Below are 18,179 nucleotides of genomic sequence, written 5' to 3'. Positions count from 1 at the left end.
CGGGGGTAGAAAACGGGTATTGGCGGCATTTTTGGGTGCCGCACTGCTTGGCCTCACACCCGATATTGCTTCTGGCGATACGCGCTTTGGCGTCAACCGGGTCAATATGGCCTGGCTCAAGGCGGACGAGCGCACGAAAATCTTCGATCAGATGGTGGAGAACGGCGTTGTCGCTGTTCGCCTGTCGCTGACGCGCCCGCTTGATAAAAGCATAGAAGCGGTCAAGGAAGCACATGCGAAAAACCTTGCCGTGCTGCTCGAAGTCTCGCTCAACAATAAGGATTTTTATCCTGAAGGCACCAAGCCGCGTTCAGGGCGTGGGCGCGTCTGGGACATGTACAGGCTGTCTGATATCGACCCTGAACGCTATCGTGCGGTGCTTGGTGATGCCTTGCAGAAAATCGATGCGCTCGGCGTGCCACTGGTTGGCGTCGAACCGGGAAACGAGATCAACTGGGCACCCTATAATGGTGATCTGGCGATCCTGCCGCGTGAAAAGATGAAGACGGCGCGTTCGCTTGCCGAGATGGAAGAGCTGCCGCAGATCGAGAAGGGCGCACAGAAATATGTCGCATTGCTGCGCGTGACCCGTGCAGAACTGGCAAAGACAAAACTGAGTGCAAAAGCCAAGGTGGTCTCTGCCGGGCTTTCCGACATTCCCTTCATCGACGCCGACCGGCGCGGTGTGGACAGTATCGACCCGGCCATCTTTACCGATCTGCTCAAAAAATATGGGCTTGATGACGTGGCTGACGGCTATGGCATCCATATTTATCCGGGCAGCAGCGGCACGCGCGCGGCACGCACAAAACACATTGCCAAGTCGCTGTCGTTTTGCGGCGGTGCGGACGGAAAACCCTGCTGGATCACCGAATGGGGCTTTGCAAATACGCAGAAAACCTGTCCTGCGGATGATGATAAACGCCAGCAACTGGTTGAAAAGGCACGCGAACGCTTTGTCCAGATGATGGACAAGGGCCAGATCGCGGCAGCTTATTATTTCGATTGGGACGAGGGCACTTACGGGGTGTGGCGCTGTGGTGCACTAACACCTGCCGGTAGAGCAGCAACGGTGACGCAATGAAACTCAAAACGGTAATCATCGGCGGTTCCAACACCGTCATGCTGCCCGGTTATCTGCCGACGCTGCTTTCCACAATGGCGAAGCGCGGGGTGGAACTCGACATCATGGCCGATCTGGCCGTTGGCGGTACCACGAGTGCACTCGGCCTTTATCAGCTCAAGATTTTTGAAAAGCTCGAAGAATGCGAACTGCTCGTGATCGAATATGCCATCAACGACGCTTTCGTCTATGGCGACGAGCGCAGGCCGTTTCGCCACTGGGCGCGGTTTTATGAGGGCATCATCCGATATGCACTCGAGCGTAATCCGAACCTGCGCATTGCGACGCTGGTATTTGGCGCGCGCAACGGTTCGTTCTTGAATTCGGTGCCGTCGATTGATGCGGGCATCAATTATATTTCGCAATGGTATGACACGATTTGCGTCGATGTCTCGCGCATGCTGATGCAGCAATATGGCCGTGATGTCGTCGCAAGCCCCACCTTTTATCTCGATCAGGGCCATTATGCGCGGCCCATCTCCACCACCATTGTCGCCAATCTGATTGCCGATGTGCTGGAACCTGCCTTGCGCTTACCACACCGCCCGAAGGCGTTGCCTTTTGCCATCGATCCCGATCATTTTGCCAATGCGAAAGCCTTGAGCGGTGAGCAGCTTTGCAAGCGGCTGGGGCGGATTCCTGTGGAATACAGCAACCGCCGTTTCTCGATTAAGGCACTCGATTTGGGTCAAGATCGCATGCATTTTGCGGTCGATAACGGTCAATTGCTCTCACTTGGCTATGTCTGCGATCCGCGCATTCCCCCGCTCGATGTGGTCACAGATGATGAGGTGCACCGCGCCGCCATGATGAAGGGCGGGGTGCGCGACGGAACTTACAAATTCCTCGTTTCCATGTTGAGTTTCGAGTTTCTCTATGGTGCCAATCTGCTTGATGCCAAGGGCAATGTTTCGCTGACCCTTTCGGGCGCTGATTCCGATATCCCACACAAGCTGCATGTGCCAAAGGACAGCGCCCGGCATGAGACATTGCCAAGCGATCCAGTCCTGCCGGTTACCGGCATTCTGTTTTCCGGTAATCTCAAGACCATGACGCTGGAAAAGAAGCAGTCTGCGCCGGTTTCAGAAGCCGCGCAGTAGTCACTCGACGAAGATTTTCACACTTGCCGCACGCCCGCTGGCATCGATCACGGTGAGCGTTGAATAGCCGGTTCCATCCGGTTGCCATGTGGCGGTGCGCCGCCGCTCCAGATTGGACACCGGTTTGCCATTGGCAAGCCAGCGGAACGGTGCGCGTCCACCTTGTAGTTTCAAGGTGAGCGGCGAAGCGGTCTCTTGCATCGCTTTTAATTCGACATGCGCGCCATCGGGCGGAAAGACGATGCGCGGGGCGGGTTCTGTTGCAGCTTTGAGAGCTGGCAGAGAATCATTGGCTGACGAAAAACGCACTTGCGTCACCGGCAGATCGGCACGCGCGGTGCGAAATGCGCCTGCGGGTGCTGACGGAAGCGGCACAGAAACCACGCCGGATTTGACGAATGCATCGAACAGGATAGGAGCTGCCGAAACATAGCCCGAAAGTCCCGGTACAGGCCCGCCATCCGCACGTCCAACCCAGACGCCAAGCACGTAACGCCCATCATAGCCCACCGACCATGCATCGCGATAGCCATAGGATGTGCCGGTCTTGTAAGCGAGGCCACGGCGCGGAGATCCTTGCGGCGGCATGACGCCAGCCAGAATATCGCTGATCTGCCATGTAGCCTGTTCGCTCAGAATGGGGCCGGTCGGCTGCTTCGGCTCGCTGCGTTCGGTTCCATCACGAAGCGCAGCACCCCGTCCGCCATTGGCAAGGCCGGTATAAAGCTGCACGAGATCGCGCAGGCTGATCCCGGCGCCGCCAAGGCCGATGGCTAGTCCCGGTGGCTCATTTTTCGGCAGTTGCAGTGAAATGCCCGCCTGCCGGAAACGTGTCGTCAGCCGCGCCGGGCCAACAGCCTCCAAAAGGCTGATGGTCGGCACGTTGAGCGAGAGTTGCAGCGCCTGACGGATGCTGACATCGCCCTGATAGCGCATGTCGAAATTGCGCGGGCGATAGCCGGAAAAATCCGCAGGACGGTCCTCGATAATGGTTTCCTGCGCGATCATGCCCTCTTCAAAAGCGAGCCCATAGATGAAGGGTTTCAAGGTCGAGCCGGGCGAGCGCACAGCGCGTGTCATATCGATCCAGCCCTGTCTTTGCGCATTGAAATAATCTGCCGAACCGACTTCGCCCAGAATAGTGCCGTTGCGACTGTCGGCCAGCACCATGGCGATGGAGACTTTGCTGCCAAGCTTTGAGGCGGCCTCGCGAGCAGCGGCTTCCAACCCGCGCTGCACGGATTTTTTAAGCGTAAGCATATGGCGGGCTTCGGTGGGTGCGTTGATGAGTGCCAGATCGGCGAAATGCGCAGCCAAGGCTGGAAGCGCGTGGCGCGTGGCGGAAATCTTTTCGCGCAGCCCGCGTCCCGCTTCGTCCTCACTCAAAATTTCAGCCTCGACCATACGGTTGAGCACTCGGTCGCGGGCGGCAACGGCATTGTTCATTTCGCGGTCGGGGCGGCGGCGTTCGGGCAATTGCGGCAGGGCGACGAGAAGCGCTGCTTCAGAGGTTGAAAGGCGCAACGGCTCCTTGTTGAAATAAGCAAGCGAGGCCGACCGCACGCCTTCCAGATTGCCGCCATAAGGCGCAAGCGTCAGGTAGCGCTCAAGAATCTGCTCTTTGCTAAGCCGCCGTTCGATCTGCACGGCGCGGGCAAGCTGGCGGAATTTGGAACCAAAACTGCGGCTTTCGCGCGGCTCGATCAAACGGGCAAGCTGCATGGAAAGCGTCGAGCCGCCCGACACGATCCGACCATTGCCTGCGAGTTGCAGGGCTGCACGCGCAAGCGCGCGCCAGTCGATGCCGCCGTGTTCGTAAAAGCGCTTGTCCTCATAGGCGATCAGCATTTTGATGAGTTTCGGGTCGATATCCGCAATGCGCGTATTGAGCCGCCAGTAACCATCGGGTGTCGCATAGGCGCGCAAGAGTTCGCCGTCGCGGTCCATCACTTCGGTAGAGATAGTCAGTCTTTCGGGCAAGGGCGGCGGATAGGCATGATCGAGCCATTTTAACCCGATTATGCCGCTAAGGGCTGCAATACCAAGAAAGGCACTGCCACCCATCGCTAATTTCCATCGCCTTTTCATAGATTTACGTGCCTTACTTCGCAATAACCTCCATCATGCCGGTCGCGGTACGTGCCGAATATTGCGGACGATACATGTCCTCAACCGTTGCCGCAGGATGCGTATAGATCCCCGGCGTCACGGCCCGCACCACATAGGCGAGCGTGATCTGTTTCTTGTCGCCTTCCGATTGATCGAACGCGGCTACGAACCGATCATTGCGGAACTCGAGATGGGCGGCCTGGGTGTTCTCGAGCCACGGGAAGTTGCCAAGATCAGCACTGGAAACCAGCTTTGGATTGTCGGGTTCCAGACCTGCGGGCAAAAGATCTGTAACCAGCACGCGCGATTGCCACTTCTGCAACTCGTCGATTTTGAGAACGACTACGAAACGCTGATTCTGGTTGGCCCCGGTAATATCGGCGGGCTGTCCGTCAAGCGTATAATAGCTGCGCTCGATCCTGAAACCATCGCCACCGGCAGGCAGCGATCGCGCGGGTGGTGCCACTGCCGTCACCACCGCGTCGACGGCTTCGCTTCCCTTGTTGGTGAGCACGATCGGCGTAGTTTCAAGCGCATTACCATTGACGCGCTCGGAGAAGGCACCGTCATGCGTCTCACCGTTGATATCGAGCTTGATTGCTTCATTGTTTTGCGAAAGCCCGCGTGCGGCGAGCAGCATCCACGCCTGATCCTGCGTGCTGAGATATTTCGCCCGCTCGCGCTCATGGCTGACAAGGTTGATCAGCGCGGGCAGCACTTTGGGCGCGGGCTTACTTTCTGAAGCCAAGGCCAAAATGGCAGAGCCATCACGCAGGCGCGATCCGTAATCGGAGCGGTTGTAATCAAAGCCGCTATTAGCAGTTGCGCGTTCAAGCGCTTCGCGGAACACTCGGTCCGAGCGTTGCTGATCGCCATAAAGCGCAAGGCTTGCCGCCAATTGTCCGATAGCCATCGGGCTTGCAAAGTTATCGAGCTGCGTGTCGGCATAATAGCGCAGATCGCCAACCGATGCCTTCTTGTTGCGGGCCAGGACATAGAGTGCATAGGCAATCTCATTGCCATTGTCCCGCGCGTCGGTCTTGTAACCCAGCGCATTTTGAAGATTGGAGAGTGCCGAAACGAGGCCCTGCTGCGGCACGTCATAGCCTTTTTCACGCGCGCGGGTCAGGAAGTCGGTGACATAGGCATCAAGCCACAGATCACCGGAACCCGGACCCCAAAGGCCGAAGGATCCGCTGGAAGATTGCGAATTGAGAACACGGTAAATCGCGTCCTGCACACGTTTTTTGAGCGCATCCGCGTCATCGAGACCGGCACTCATCTCTGAGCCTGCCGCCATTTCGCTCAAATAAAGCAGCGGCAGCGCACGGCTCGTCGTCTGTTCGGTACAGCCATAGGGGTAGCGGTCGAGCGCCATCAAGAGGGATGGCACATCGAAGGCAGCACTGCGTGTCACGCCGACACTGACATAGGCACCGTCAAGTAGACTTTCAGACAAAAGACCGCCATCGACTTTGAGACTACCACCATTGGCGGCAAGCTCGACGACATGGCGTGTGGTGATCGGCAGATCGATCGGGCGCACGGGAAGCGACAGGTTTTGCTCAACCGAAAACTCGTTGTCACCGGCAAGCCGGATTGTCACTTGACCCGCCCCGGTCGACGTCGCGCTGAGCGGCACGGCAATGGATTGCCGCTTGCCGCCGACGAGTTTCAGCGTATCGGGGAAGCCGCCGATTTCCGTGCCCAGATTGTCGCTAGTCTCGACCGTGAGGCGATAATCGCCATCGGGCGCGTCCGTATTGGCGATATCGAGGCGCAGCGTTGCCTGATCGTCCGGGGCCATGAAGCGCGGCAGACCGGCGGTGATGACAACCGGATCGCGCACGATGACGTCGCGCTTGGCATGACCGACGGCTTTTTTGGTCCATGCCACGGCCATGACACGCACCGTGCCGTTGAATTGCGGAATGTCGAAGTCAATCGTCGCCTTGCCGTCGCTGTCGAGTTCAACCGGACCGGAGAACAGCGAGACAAGTTTTTCGGTCGGCGGCGTGCCTTCGGACGCCATATTGGCACCGTCGCCGCCGGTGCGCAGCTTGCCGGTGGTACCAAGCGAGCCGTCGATCAGGCGACCATACATATCACGCAGCTCAAGGCCGAGCTGGCGCTGGCCGAAATACCAGTTATCGGGATTTGGAGGCTGATAGTTTGTGAGGTTCAAAATGCCGACATCGACAGCGGCAACCATGACATAGGCCTGCTCATTACCTGCATTTTCGACCGCAACCGGAATGGAAAGCTGTCCGCGTGGCGTGATCTTTTCCGGCGGTGTGAGTTGGACGGCTAGCTTCCTGTCCTCCGGATCGATCTTCAGCCATTTGAGGCCGATGGCACGCGCAGGCATGCGGCTTTCTTCGGCACTTCCGGGCTTATAAAGTGTGGCGGTGACATAAGCGCCTGCGCCCCAGTCTTCGCTCACCGGAATATCGATGGTCGCACCCTCTGCGGAAACACTTTCTGTGATGGTCGCAAGAAGCTTTTCAGCCCCCACAGTGATCAGCAACTCACCAGCAAAGCGCGGACTGACTTTGAGTTTCGCAACTTCGCCCGCCTTGTAATAATCCTTGTCGAGGGCGATTTCGAGCCCGTCAGGCGTCTCTGTCGTCGACGCTTCCACATACCATCCGGCATTGAATTCATAGCTCGAAGCAGGACCTGCCGGATCGTCCGTCTCGATTTCCAGACGATAACGGCCCCAATCGACGGGCGATGTGATTTCTGCCTCAGTGCCTGTCGTCAGATCGATTGTGCCGTTGGCAACGGCCTTGGTCGTTGTGATCGGCTCGTAATTCCAGCTATTGCCGTTGCGATACCATTGATAGCGGCGCTCGACCTTGACCAGAGACCATCTTGCAGCATCAAGTGAAGTGCGCTCACCATTCGCGTCGGCGGCAATGATCTTGAATTTTGCCGTACCACCTTGGGGGACTTCGTCACCTGAAAATTCCGGGCGAATGCCGATCATATTGCCCTGTGGTTGAATGTCGAGATCCAGCTTGCGCTCCACAGCACGTCCGCCGCTTTCGCGCATGCGCACAGTAACAGCCGCCTTGAGAAGGCGCGTGGTCGATGGGGCCGCGTCAATGGCTACGGGGAAAGTGGCCTTGCCATCGTCCCCGACATTGGGCAGCCCGTCGAGGGGCAGGCGGGTGGCGTTATCGTCATCCTCGTCGGCAAGGCCGAAAGAGTAGCCCTTAAAACGGTTCCAGTCGCGTTTGGTGGTGAGTGTCACTTCGCCTTCAAGTGTAAGGCCTGCCGCGGGCGCACCGTAAAGAAAGCGACCATCAACGGTGATATTGGCTGCTTCACTCATGCCGATTTCCGGCTTGTCGGAGGTCAAGTCGAATTCGATGCGGTCGGGGACAAAATCCTCGACCAGAAACATCTGCGAAGCAACCGCGGGCTGCTTTGAGTCGGTATAGATGTTGAGTGTCCATGTACCGCGCATGGCGTTGGTCGGAATAGTCAGATCAACCGAATGGCCACCGGCCTTGGTGCTATCGGACACCAGTCGCCGGTCTTCCACACCGTCCGGACGGGTGAAGACGAAAGTCAGCGGCAGATTGTCGACGGCGATGGCAGCATCGTCACGGGCAAGCGCTGCCGCATGCACCACTTCACCGGCGCGATAAATGCCGCGCTCCGTCCACGCATAAACGTCGAGCGCCTTGGGGGCTGCACGTCCCGTGACACCGCGATCCGAAAGATCGAACCCGGCGCGTGTCATGTCGAGGAACACAAAATCCTCGTCATCCCTGCTTGCCATCAAGACGGCTGGCACCGCGCTGCCCGAACCGCGCGTGAGTCCGGGCGCGAAAACCGCGCGACCCTCGCGATCCGTGGTTGCTTCGCCCAGCACTTCATTGTTGCGTGCCAGAAGCGTGAGTTTTACGCCGGAAAGCGTTTGAGCGCTTTCAAGCGAACGCGCAAAGACATTGATGCCATCCTGTCCGGTATAGGTCGAAAGGCCGATGTCAGATACCACGAACCATTGCGTGGCACGGGTGTCGTAATCGTCGCCGACCTTCACCGGCTGTGCGGTCAGTACATAGACGCCGGGCTTACGCTCGGGCAGAGCTTCATCAATGGGGAAACTGGTGGTGGTTTCCTTGTTGAGTTCACCCTTGGCAAGCTCGATCTCGCCCTCCCAGACCGGCTCACCCATCTGGCCTTCGACCGTGCTGATATCATAGCCGTCGAGCTGGCGCAGGAACTGATAGCCGGAGAGAAGCTGGGTTAGAGAGCGGTCGCCAATCCGGTAGAGTTTTACCTTCGCGACATCCATATTGACGCTGACCAGCGGAATGCCGCGGCGCGCCTTGGCAGGCAGAACGAAACTGTCGCCGGTAAAACGCGCCGATGCTGCGCGATCCTGCACATAGATCGAAAGTGTCACTGCATCCGGCAAAGTCTCGCCGATGGCTGCAGGCAATCCTTTACGGAACGTGACGCTATAATTGCGGCCATGCTGCAGGCCCTCAACGCAAATCTGGCGGTCCTTGGCATCCATCGCCTGCGGGGCCTTGCCGTCGAGCGTGACGAAGCTTGCATAATCGACGCCGCTCTTGACCAGCTCTTCAGAAAACTGGGCGCATATGCGCGGTGACGCGCTGTCATTATCGACGCTGTTGTCGAGGATGCGAAAGCCTTTTCGGACTTTCAGATCTTCGTAAGTTGCGCGCACGGAAGCGTCGTTTTCAAGCGCAAGGCTTGCCTCATAGGCTTGAAGTGCGGGGCGGGAAAGCGAGCGCCGCTCCAGCGCCTGAGCGAGAACCGCAAGCGCGGTTGCCCGGTCGCGCTTGGTGCGCGATGTCTGATAGGCGTTCCACGCAGCCCCCGTCGCATCGCGCTGGAATTTTAGCTTTTCCTGACTGTTGGATGCTTCAGTGGTAAGAGCTGCCAGAGCAAAGCCGCTCCATAATTCGCTTTCGTCGGGCGAAGCGCCAGCCGCCGTAGAAAACGCCTGCATGGCTCGGCGCGGATCACCGTTGGCAACGGCTTCCGCAGCTTGCGCTTTTAATGTTTGAAGGCCGTCTCCGCTTTGTTCAGCGCTAAAAGTTGCACGCAGGCGGCGGGCTTCAGCGACAAGATTGTCTGCAAAGAATTTGACGGCAGGCGCTGCACCGAGATCTTCTGTCGCACTGTCGGTCACGACTTTGCCCGCGATGGAACCTGTGACCGGATTGAGTCGGTTGAAGTCCGACTTTAAGAAGCACCAGTTAGCCTTTGGATTATATGTGAAAGCACGACAGGAATTATCGCCAAGGCAGGTGTTTTTGCACTGATCCAGCGTGACATTTTTTTCGGTGCGCAGATCAAAGCCGAAATAATCGGCATCCTGCGAGATTTCGATGCGCCGCGTTTCGGCTGCAAGAGAGGGTGCAGCGAGCGTTGCCAGAACCGCAACGGCTGCAAGTATGGAGAAAATCGGTCGCCAAAGCTTGCGTCCCTGCAACAGGTTAAAGCCGATCCGCATTTGCCTCTCCTCGATTGCCGTCCTGTCCGGTTGTAAAGTTCCCGGAATGAAAGGCATGAGAAGCTTGCGCTTTAGCCGGTGTCAAGAAACTTTGTATCACTATGTACAAGGAACAGGCACTTTCGACAGGAAATGCTAATCTAAAGCCAGCTAGCTTTGCTCGCGTTGATCGCTAAGTCGGTCCGGCCAGTTGCGCTCATATTGGATGAGGCATGTCGCGATTGGGACTGAACAGAGCAGCTATCGTCGTTACATTTTTACCATCGACTTATCATTGTCCACTTAGGAGGAGACAGGAATGAGCAAGAACCGTGGTGTCGTCTATTTGCGGCCCGGCAAAGTCGAAGTGCGAGACATTGAAGATTCGGTATTGGCCGCACCGGACGGGCGAAAACTCGAACATGCCGTCATTCTTAAAGTTATTTCGACCAATATATGTGGCTCCGATCAGCACATGGTGCGCGGACGCACCACCGCAATGCCGGGACTGGTGCTTGGGCATGAAATCACCGGCGAAATCATCGAAAAGGGCAGTGACGTTGAAATGCTCGATGTCGGCGATATTGTTTCCGTGCCATTCAATGTCGCATGCGGGCGTTGCCGCTGCTGCAAGTCGCAGGACACCGGTGTTTGCCTGACCGTCAATCCGTCACGCGCTGGTGGTGCCTTTGGCTATGTCGATATGGGCGGCTGGATCGGCGGGCAGGCGCGTTATGTGACGGTGCCCTATGCCGATTTCAATCTGCTGAAGTTTCCCGACCGCGATCGTGCTATGGAAAAGATACGCGACCTGACAATGCTCTCCGACATTCTGCCGACCGGCTTTCATGGCGCGGTCAAGGCAGGTGTGGGCGTGGGTTCAGTAGTCTATGTGGCTGGTGCCGGACCGGTCGGCTTAGCTGCCGCAGCCTCTGCCCGTATTCTGGGAGCTGCCGTCGTGATGGTCGGCGATTTCAACAAGGAGCGGCTCGATCATGCGCGTAAGGTCGGTTTCGAGCCGATTGATCTCTCGGCAAGCGACCGTCTTGGCGACATGATCGCCGAAGTCACGGGCAGCAACGAGGTCGATAGCGCCATTGATGCGGTGGGCTTTGAGGCAAGAGGCCATAGCGGTGGCGAACAACCGGCCATTGTTCTCAACCAGATGATGGAGATAACCCGGCCTGCAGGTGCCATCGGCATTCCGGGGCTTTATGTGACGGAAGATCCTGGTGCGGTCGATAGTGCTGCAAAAGAGGGCAGTCTGTCGCTTCGTTTCGGGCTTGGCTGGGCGAAGGCGCAGACCTTCCATACCGGTCAGACACCGGTGCTTAAATACAATCGGCAATTGATGCAGGCAATCCTGCATGACCGCCTGCCGATTGCCGATATCGTCAATGCCGAGATAATTTCGCTGGAAGATGCGGCACAGGGCTATGAAAGCTTTGATCAGGGGGTAGCGAAGAAATTCGTACTTGATCCGCACGGAATGCTCGGCAAGGTAGCCTGATTATTCATAATTCCAGGTGCCACCGTTGCGTGGCACCTGGGTGGTTTTATTTATGATCTTCCGTGTCTTTGCCCTGGGTGATCAGCCGTGCGCTATGCTGCCCTGACAGATAGGTCCACAGCCAGCTCCATGCGACAGCCGCACGGCTGCGGGTGCCGATCAGGAAAAAGATATGGCTAATGCCCCAGAACCACCAGGCCATTCTGCCTTTGAGCTTCATACGACCGATATCGACGACAGCAGCATTCTTACCGATGATGGCAAGGTTGCCCTGATGGCGATAACGAAACGGCGCAGGGGCTTTCTTTCCCTCGATACGGCTGCGCAAGACCTTGGCAATATAGGCTCCCTGCTGTTTGGCAGCCGGAGCAATTCCGGGAACAGGTTTCCCATCCGTCGTTTCCACGTTCGCCGTATCGCCGATGACGAAAATATCATTATGTCCGGGGACGGCCAGATTGGGCAGAACCTTGACGCGCCCAGCCCTGTCGCTTTCGGCTTCCAGCCATCGGGCGGCTGGTGATGCGGCAACACCTGCAGCCCACACTGCGGTATGGCATGCGATAAATTTGTCACCAACCGTCAGACCTTCGGCCGAAACATCCTTGACCGGTGTGCCAAGACGCACCTCCACGCCGAGTTTTTCGAGTTCCTCTTTCGCGTAGTCCGAAAGATTCTCCGGAAAAGCTGCCAATAGACGCGGCCCTGCTTCAAGCAGAAGAACGCGAGTTTGTCGGGTGTCTATGTTGCGGAATTCCGGCCATATGGTGCGTTTTGCAAGTTCGGAAATGATCCCAGCCAGTTCGACGCCGGTTGGTCCGCCGCCAACGATGCCGAAGGTCAATAATGCTTGTTTTTTGGCTGGGTCGGTTTCCCGCTCGGCGCGCTCGAAAGCCAGCAAAAGGCGGCGGCGGATTGTGGTTGCATCTTCCAGCGTTTTGAGGCCCGGCGCATCTTTTCCCCATTCATCATGGCCGAAATAGGCATGTCGGGCACCTGTGGCGAGCACGAGGATATCAAACGGGATTTCTTCACCGTTTTCGAGCTTTACGTGTTTGCTTGCTGTATCAACGCCGGACACCGCGCCCAAAAGCGTGGTGACATCCTTGCGATCCCGGAAAAGATGGCGGATCGGCCATGCGATTTCCGACGTTGCCAATATTGTCGTCGCAACCTGATAAAGGAGAGGCTGGAAGAGATGATGATTACGCTGGTCGATTAGGGTGATTCTGACGCCGGAGCCTTTCAGTCCATGGATCAGTTGCAGACCCGCGAAGCCGGCCCCTACGACGACAATATGCTCGACTTTGGGTTCCATCATTTTTCGTTCCTGCTGTTGGGACACATTAGTGTCATAGCCTGTCACAGGAAGCCAGCGTCATATAAGAATAGGAGGTATACGGATTTGCAAGGCTAGTGGATTCAAGGTTTCAACATTTGCTCTCAGGGGTGGCGTAACGGTATGCAAATGTTGGAATCAAACCACTAACCCCTCGGTCCGGCTGAGATGTCTTCGTGATGATGGAAATTACGCAATAAAGCGAACAAAGTGCCTAGCAACACGGGCGCTATAATTAGCGCCGTCCAAAACAGAATATTGCTCATTGTAACCTCCCTGATGGCCTGTTTGAATGATTGCAGGCCTTTCATGCTGAACGCGGATCACGCTTATTTGTTCCCCTCTTAGGCCCGATTGCGCAAATCTGTTGCCATCGCTTCAGCATTTGCGTATGAAGTGGCGCATTACATCAAGAGTTGGGGAGGCGCCCAACGCCAACCTGCCGTTCCGGGCAAGGTGGTACTCTCGCAAGGGAGGATGTGGCCGACCCGGCAAATAAACGGATGAAGCCACTCAGCGTCTTTCCCGGCCAAGAATTTTTGGACGAAGAATAGGGACTGATGTGAAATGCCGATAAAAATTCCTGACGATCTGCCCGCAACCTCCGTTCTCGAAGCCGAGGGCGTCATGGTCATGCGCGAGGCCGATGCCGTGCGTCAGGACATACGCCCCTTGCGCATCGGTCTTCTCAATTTGATGCCCAACAAGATGACAACTGAAACGCAGATTGCGCGTCTTCTGGGGGCAACCCCGCTTCAATTGGAACTCACATTGGTGCGTATTACCAATCACGTTGCGCGCCACACCCCCGCCGATCATATGCTGTCTTTCTATCGTCCATGGGAAGATGTGCGCGAAGAACGTTTCGACGGCTTCGTCATTACCGGTGCGCCGGTCGAGCGTTTTGCCTTCGAGGAGGTGACCTATTGGGATGAATTGCAGCGCGTGTTCGACTGGACGCAGACCAATGTGCATCGCACACTGAATATCTGCTGGTCGGCACAGGCAGCTGTGCATCATTTTCATGGTATGAAAAAATATGAACTGCCGGCAAAAATTTCCGGCGTCTTTCGTCAACGTAATCGCGCGCCTGCTTCGCCTTACCTGCGCGGTTTTAATGATGATTTCGCGATCCCCGTATCGCGCTGGACGGAAGTGCGAAAACAAGACATTCCGCAAGAAAGCGGCATGAACGTACTCGTTGAAAGCGCTGAGTCGGGCCTGTGCCTGCTGGATGATCCCAAGCACCGTGCACTGCATATGTTCAACCACGTCGAATATGACACGACGTCGCTTGCGGATGAGTATTTTCGTGATATTCAGGCCGAGCCGGAAGCACGGGTGCCTGCGCATTATTTCCCCGGTGATGATCCGACGAAAACGCCGGAAAACCGCTGGCGCAGCCATGCGCATCTGTTGTTCGGCAACTGGATCAACGAAATGTACCAGTCGACCCCTTATGCCATCGAGGACATCGGGAAAGCGGCGGCTTGACACCATGCGCTTGCTTTCCCGCGACATTTGCGCAACAGAAGCCGACAACCGGCATTTTTGGCAGCGGGTGCCCCCTTTGACGTCTGTACCCGTCGGTTCCCTGGTGCTAAAGCAGCCGCAAACAAGAATCGGTGACAGCTGTTCTTCAAACGCATGTATCTGAAATATCGCGGTGACGACCAACGCTACTATGTTGATATCGCTACCGAAAATTGCTGTTCCAGCCTGGAAATCTGAAAATGACTGAACGTCTTTCTTTCGCCCGTGACCGCATCAATGTTCTTCTGCTCGAAGGTATCAACCAGAGTGCTGTCGATTACTTCAAATCCATTGGCTATACGAATGTCCGCCATCTGCCGAAGGCGCTCGATAAAGCCGAACTGATCGAAGCCATTGCCTCGGCGCATATCGTAGGTATTCGCTCGCGTACGCAGCTGACGGAAGAGATTTTTGAAGCCGCCAACCGCCTGATCGCCGTTGGCTGTTTCTCGGTGGGCACCAATCAGGTCGATCTCAAGGCCGCACGCAAGCGCGGCATTCCGGTCTTCAACGCGCCGTTCTCCAACACGCGTTCGGTAGCCGAACTGGTGATCGGTGAAATCATTATTCTGATGCGTCGTATTTTTCCTCGTTCCGTTTCGGCGCATGAAGGCGGCTGGGACAAGTCTGCAACCGGTAGCCGCGAAGTGCGTGGCAAGACACTCGGCATCGTCGGTTACGGCAATATCGGCTCGCAGGTCGGCAATCTCGCTGAAAGCCTCGGCATGACGGTGCGCTACTTCGATACGTCCGACAAGCTGCAATATGGCAATGTGAAGCCCGCATCGAGCCTGGACGATCTTCTCAAGACCTCTGATGTGGTCAGCCTGCATGTGCCTTCGAACAAGTCTACATCGAAGCTCATCACCGAAGCCAAGCTGCGCAAGATGAAGAAGGGCGCTTTTCTTCTCAACAATGCGCGCGGCAATGTGGTCGATCTCGAAGCGCTGGCCCAGGTTTTGCGTGAAGGGCATCTCGCAGGTGCTGCTATCGACGTTTTCCCGGTCGAGCCCGCATCCAACAGCGATAAGTTCGTCACGCCACTGCAAGGCTTGGAGAATGTCATCTTGACCCCGCATATCGGTGGCTCCACCGAAGAGGCGCAGGAGCGTATCGGCACTGAAGTTACCCGAAAGCTGATCGAATATTCCGATGTCGGCTCAACGGTGGGCGCTGTCAATTTCCCGCAGGTGCAATTGCCGCCACGCCCGACCGGCACGCGTTTCATGCATGTGCACGAAAATCGTCCTGGTATCCTCAACAGCCTGATGAATATCTTCTCCAGCTACGGCATCAACATCGCCAGCCAGTTTCTCCAGACCGACGGTGAAGTCGGTTATCTGGTGATGGAAGCCGATGGTGTCGGCGAGGCGAGCGACGATATTTTGAATGCGATCCGAGAAATTCCGGGCACAATCCGCGCGCGTCTTCTTTATTGATCTGTCGAGGCTGCCCGGTCATAATTCGGGCAGCCTGCCATTTTTTTATCTGTCATCACAACTTTAAAACATTTCTGTATGGCTTTGGCAAAAAAGGAATTTTGCCGTGCAATTTTTTAAAACTTTTGATTTTTTTCCGTTTCTCGATACGGTCGTCTGTTTGACAGCAGCCTTCATTTTCGGAACACTGATCGGTGCCGAGCGTCAGTATCGCCAGCGCACGGCGGGTTTACGCACCAATGCGCTGGTGGCGATCGGGGCGGCCTCCTTCGTCGATCTGGCAAGCCGCATCGCAGGCAGCGTGGAAGCGGTACGTGTCATAGCCTATGTGGTCTCGGGCGTCGGCTTTCTTGGCGCAGGTGTCATTATGAAGGAGGGCATGAACGTGCGCGGCCTCAATACGGCTGCAACGCTCTGGTGTTCGGCTGCGGTGGGGGCGTGTGCGGGAACCGACATGCTGGCCGAAGCGGCTCTCCTGACGGCCTTCATTCTGCTCGGCAACACGCTTTTGCGCCCGCTCGTCAATCTTATCAATCGTATTCCTATCGACGAACAAAAGTCTGAACAGACCTACGAGGTGCGCGTGATCGCGATCCATGATGAAGGCGAGGAGCTGCGCGAATTGCTTGTCGAGAAGCTTGAGGATGCGAATTATCCGGTCAGCGATGTGCGCATCACGCACCGCGATGCGAAGACGGTGGAAATACTTGCCACACTCGTCAGTACCGCCATCGATCCAGCGGAAATCGAGACGGTCACCACCTTTATGGAAAAGCAGCCCGGTGCCTTTTATGCCGGTTGGGAAGGCAGTTCAGCGGACTGATAGTAGATCAACGTTCGATGCGTGTGGACAGGATGATGGATGACATCGTGCGTTCCACGCCTTCAAGTGCGCCGATACGGTCGAGAATGGCGTCCAGTTCCTGTATGGATGGCGCTTCAACAATGACGATCATGTCGAAATTTCCGCTGACCGAATGCAACGTCCTTACCACCATCATCTCGCGAAGGGCTGCTTCCACTTTTGGCGAGAGTTTCGGGAGCGCCGTCACCAGCACATGCGCACGCACCAGATCGCGCTCGAACGCGGGGGCTATGCGCACCGTGTAACCCTGAATAATGCCTTGTCTTTCTAGTTTTTCGAGGCGGCTTTGCACGGTCGTGCGCGAGACTCCGAGCTTCCTTGCCAGTTCGGCTGTGGAGGCGCGTGCGTTTTCACGCAGCAGGGAAATCAGACTGAGATCTGCTTTTGTCGGCATAATGCATATTTATTACGTCGTTTTGCGTAAAGTTACAACGTCATATCGTCAATTCATATCCTTCCTTTTGCAAGGCTTTATGCGATTCTTATCGTATCAAAACAGCTTTCAGAGGGATGAGGAAGATGAAAGAGATCGTTGTTGTTGGGGCCGGGAAAATTGGTTCAACCATTGCCGATCTGTTGGCATCCAGCGGAGATTATGCCGTAACGGTCATTGACCGCGCAAAGGCTCAGCTCGATGGGTTGGAAATCGGCACAGAGGTTAAAACCCAAGCCATTGAGATCGAGGATTCCGCCGCCCTTGAAACTGTGCATGCGGGCAAATTCGCAGTGTTAAGCGCGGCCCCGTTCCATCTGACCACGCTTATTGCCGAAGCAGCCGCCAAAACGGGCGTCCATTACCTCGACCTCACCGAAGATGTGGCGAGCACGCGGCGCGTCAAGGAACTGGCCAAGCAGGCGCAAACCGCTTTCATTCCGCAATGCGGTCTTGCACCGGGCTTTATCTCAATCGTTGCCTATGATCTTGCGAAACGCTTCGACACGCTCGACAGCGTGCGCATGCGTGTCGGTGCCTTGCCGCAATATCCTTCCAATGCATTGAATTATAATCTGACATGGAGCACGGACGGCGTCATCAACGAGTATATCGAGCCATGCGAAGCCATTGTCGATGGCGCACTAACGGAAGTGCCTGCATTGGAAGAACGAGAGGAATTTTCGCTCGACGGTGTAACCTACGAGGCGTTTAACACCTCGGGCGGGCTTGGCACGCTCTGCGAGACGTTGGAAGGGAAGGTTCGCACGCTCAATTACCGCACGATCCGCTATCCTGGCCATGTTGCGCTTATGAAGGCGCTCCTGAACGATCTTGGCCTGCGCCATCGCCGTGATGTGCTGAAGGATATTTTTGAAAATGCGCTGCCAACCACATTGCAGGATGTCGTTGTGATTTTCGTGACGGTCTCAGGCACCCGTAACGGGCGACTGGTGCAGGAAACCTATGCCAACAAGGTCTATGCACGCAATGTCGGCACCATGATGCGCTCGGGTATCCAGATCACCACCGCATCGGCAATCTGTGCTGTTCTCGACATGCTGGCAAACGGCGATCTGCCGCAGAAGGGTTTTATCCGTCAGGAGGATATTGCACTGCCGGTATTTCTGGCGAACCGTTTCGGCAAGGCCTACGCACAGGAAGATGATTGCGCGCGCATGGTCGCCTGAATTATGAATAACTATCGGCGGGTTTCAAAAAGTTCCCGCAACCGACTTCCGAAAGAGGA

The 18,179-nt window shown here is 56.3% G+C and carries 11 protein-coding genes and 1 riboswitch; of the genes, 7 read left to right on the top strand and 4 right to left on the bottom strand.

Features of this window, described 5'->3' with window-relative positions:
• Nucleotides 1-19: 19 nt before the first annotated feature.
• Both AAIB41_RS04735 and AAIB41_RS04730 read left to right on the top strand, forming a co-directional pair.
• A complete protein-coding gene (locus tag AAIB41_RS04735) occupies nt 20-1,084 on the top strand; it encodes a glycoside hydrolase (RefSeq protein WP_343314466.1) in 1,065 nt (354 codons plus the stop codon).
• A complete protein-coding gene (locus AAIB41_RS04730; RefSeq protein ID WP_343314464.1) occupies nt 1,081-2,223 on the top strand; it encodes an SGNH/GDSL hydrolase family protein in 1,143 nt (380 codons plus the stop codon). Before AAIB41_RS04735 ends, AAIB41_RS04730 begins: the two co-directional genes overlap by 4 nt.
• Here AAIB41_RS04730 and pbpC read toward each other — a convergent pair whose 3' ends face one another.
• Nucleotides 2,224-4,287, bottom strand: coding sequence for a penicillin-binding protein 1C (gene pbpC, locus AAIB41_RS04725; protein WP_343314462.1), 2,064 nt, complete (start codon nt 4,285-4,287; stop codon nt 2,224-2,226).
• Between the two features lie 37 nt (nt 4,288-4,324).
• The gene (locus AAIB41_RS04720) at nt 4,325-9,832 is read right to left on the bottom strand and encodes an alpha-2-macroglobulin family protein (RefSeq protein WP_343314460.1); all 5,508 of its coding nucleotides are present in this window, start codon (nt 9,830-9,832) and stop codon (nt 4,325-4,327) included.
• Between the two features lie 298 nt (nt 9,833-10,130).
• Here AAIB41_RS04720 and fdhA point away from each other — a divergent pair, with 298 nt between their 5' ends.
• Complete coding sequence (gene fdhA / locus AAIB41_RS04715; RefSeq protein ID WP_343314459.1) at nt 10,131-11,321, top strand: formaldehyde dehydrogenase, glutathione-independent; 1,191 nt, start codon at nt 10,131-10,133, stop codon at nt 11,319-11,321.
• A gap of 46 nt (nt 11,322-11,367) precedes the next feature.
• Here fdhA and AAIB41_RS04710 read toward each other — a convergent pair whose 3' ends face one another.
• A complete protein-coding gene (locus tag AAIB41_RS04710) occupies nt 11,368-12,642 on the bottom strand; it encodes an NAD(P)/FAD-dependent oxidoreductase (protein WP_343314458.1) in 1,275 nt (424 codons plus the stop codon).
• A 419-nt stretch (nt 12,643-13,061) separates the two neighbouring features.
• Nucleotides 13,062-13,169: riboswitch (SAM-I-IV-variant riboswitch) on the top strand.
• Nucleotides 13,170-13,227: 58 nt separating this feature from the next.
• On the opposite strand from AAIB41_RS04710, the gene metA reads away from it, so the two are divergent.
• The 3 genes from metA (at nt 13,228) to AAIB41_RS04695 (ending at nt 16,455) form a co-directional block, all read left to right on the top strand.
• Nucleotides 13,228-14,154 carry a homoserine O-succinyltransferase gene (gene metA, locus AAIB41_RS04705; RefSeq protein ID WP_343314457.1) on the top strand — a complete coding sequence of 309 codons (927 nt, stop codon included), beginning with the start codon at nt 13,228-13,230 and terminating at the stop codon, nt 14,152-14,154.
• Between the two features lie 239 nt (nt 14,155-14,393).
• On the top strand, nt 14,394-15,632 hold the full coding sequence (serA, locus tag AAIB41_RS04700; protein WP_343314456.1) for a phosphoglycerate dehydrogenase: 1,239 nt from the start codon (nt 14,394-14,396) through the stop codon (nt 15,630-15,632).
• Between the two features lie 106 nt (nt 15,633-15,738).
• Nucleotides 15,739-16,455: an MgtC/SapB family protein gene (locus AAIB41_RS04695; protein WP_343314455.1), complete on the top strand. Its 717-nt coding sequence runs from the start codon at nt 15,739-15,741 to the stop codon at nt 16,453-16,455.
• 7 nt (nt 16,456-16,462) lie between these two features.
• Here the strand turns inward: AAIB41_RS04695 and AAIB41_RS04690 are convergent, their stop codons facing one another.
• Complete coding sequence (locus AAIB41_RS04690; protein WP_343314454.1) at nt 16,463-16,891, bottom strand: Lrp/AsnC family transcriptional regulator; 429 nt, start codon at nt 16,889-16,891, stop codon at nt 16,463-16,465.
• 125 nt (nt 16,892-17,016) lie between these two features.
• Here AAIB41_RS04690 and AAIB41_RS04685 point away from each other — a divergent pair, with 125 nt between their 5' ends.
• Nucleotides 17,017-18,120, top strand: coding sequence for a saccharopine dehydrogenase family protein (locus AAIB41_RS04685; RefSeq protein WP_343314453.1), 1,104 nt, complete (start codon nt 17,017-17,019; stop codon nt 18,118-18,120).
• The last annotated feature ends 59 nt before the right edge of the window (nt 18,121-18,179 follow it).

The sequence above is a fragment of the Brucella sp. BE17 genome (assembly GCF_039545455.1).
Lineage (GTDB): Bacteria > Pseudomonadota > Alphaproteobacteria > Rhizobiales > Rhizobiaceae > Brucella.
This window is presented reverse-complemented; position numbering and strand designations above follow the sequence as displayed.

Excerpts from the sequence above, each read along its gene's own strand:
- AAIB41_RS04730 (WP_343314464.1), top strand. The coding sequence starts at position 1,081 with ATGAAACTCAAAACGGTAATCATCGGCGGTTCCAACACCGTCATGCTG.
- pbpC (WP_343314462.1), bottom strand. The coding sequence starts at position 4,287 with ATGGGTGGCAGTGCCTTTCTTGGTATTGCAGCCCTTAGCGGCATAATC.
- AAIB41_RS04720 (WP_343314460.1), bottom strand. The coding sequence starts at position 9,832 with ATGCGGATCGGCTTTAACCTGTTGCAGGGACGCAAGCTTTGGCGACCG.
- fdhA (WP_343314459.1), top strand. The coding sequence starts at position 10,131 with ATGAGCAAGAACCGTGGTGTCGTCTATTTGCGGCCCGGCAAAGTCGAA.
- AAIB41_RS04710 (WP_343314458.1), bottom strand. The coding sequence starts at position 12,642 with ATGATGGAACCCAAAGTCGAGCATATTGTCGTCGTAGGGGCCGGCTTC.
- metA (WP_343314457.1), top strand. The coding sequence starts at position 13,228 with ATGCCGATAAAAATTCCTGACGATCTGCCCGCAACCTCCGTTCTCGAA.
- serA (WP_343314456.1), top strand. The coding sequence starts at position 14,394 with ATGACTGAACGTCTTTCTTTCGCCCGTGACCGCATCAATGTTCTTCTG.
- AAIB41_RS04690 (WP_343314454.1), bottom strand. The coding sequence starts at position 16,891 with ATGCCGACAAAAGCAGATCTCAGTCTGATTTCCCTGCTGCGTGAAAAC.
- AAIB41_RS04685 (WP_343314453.1), top strand. The coding sequence starts at position 17,017 with ATGAAAGAGATCGTTGTTGTTGGGGCCGGGAAAATTGGTTCAACCATT.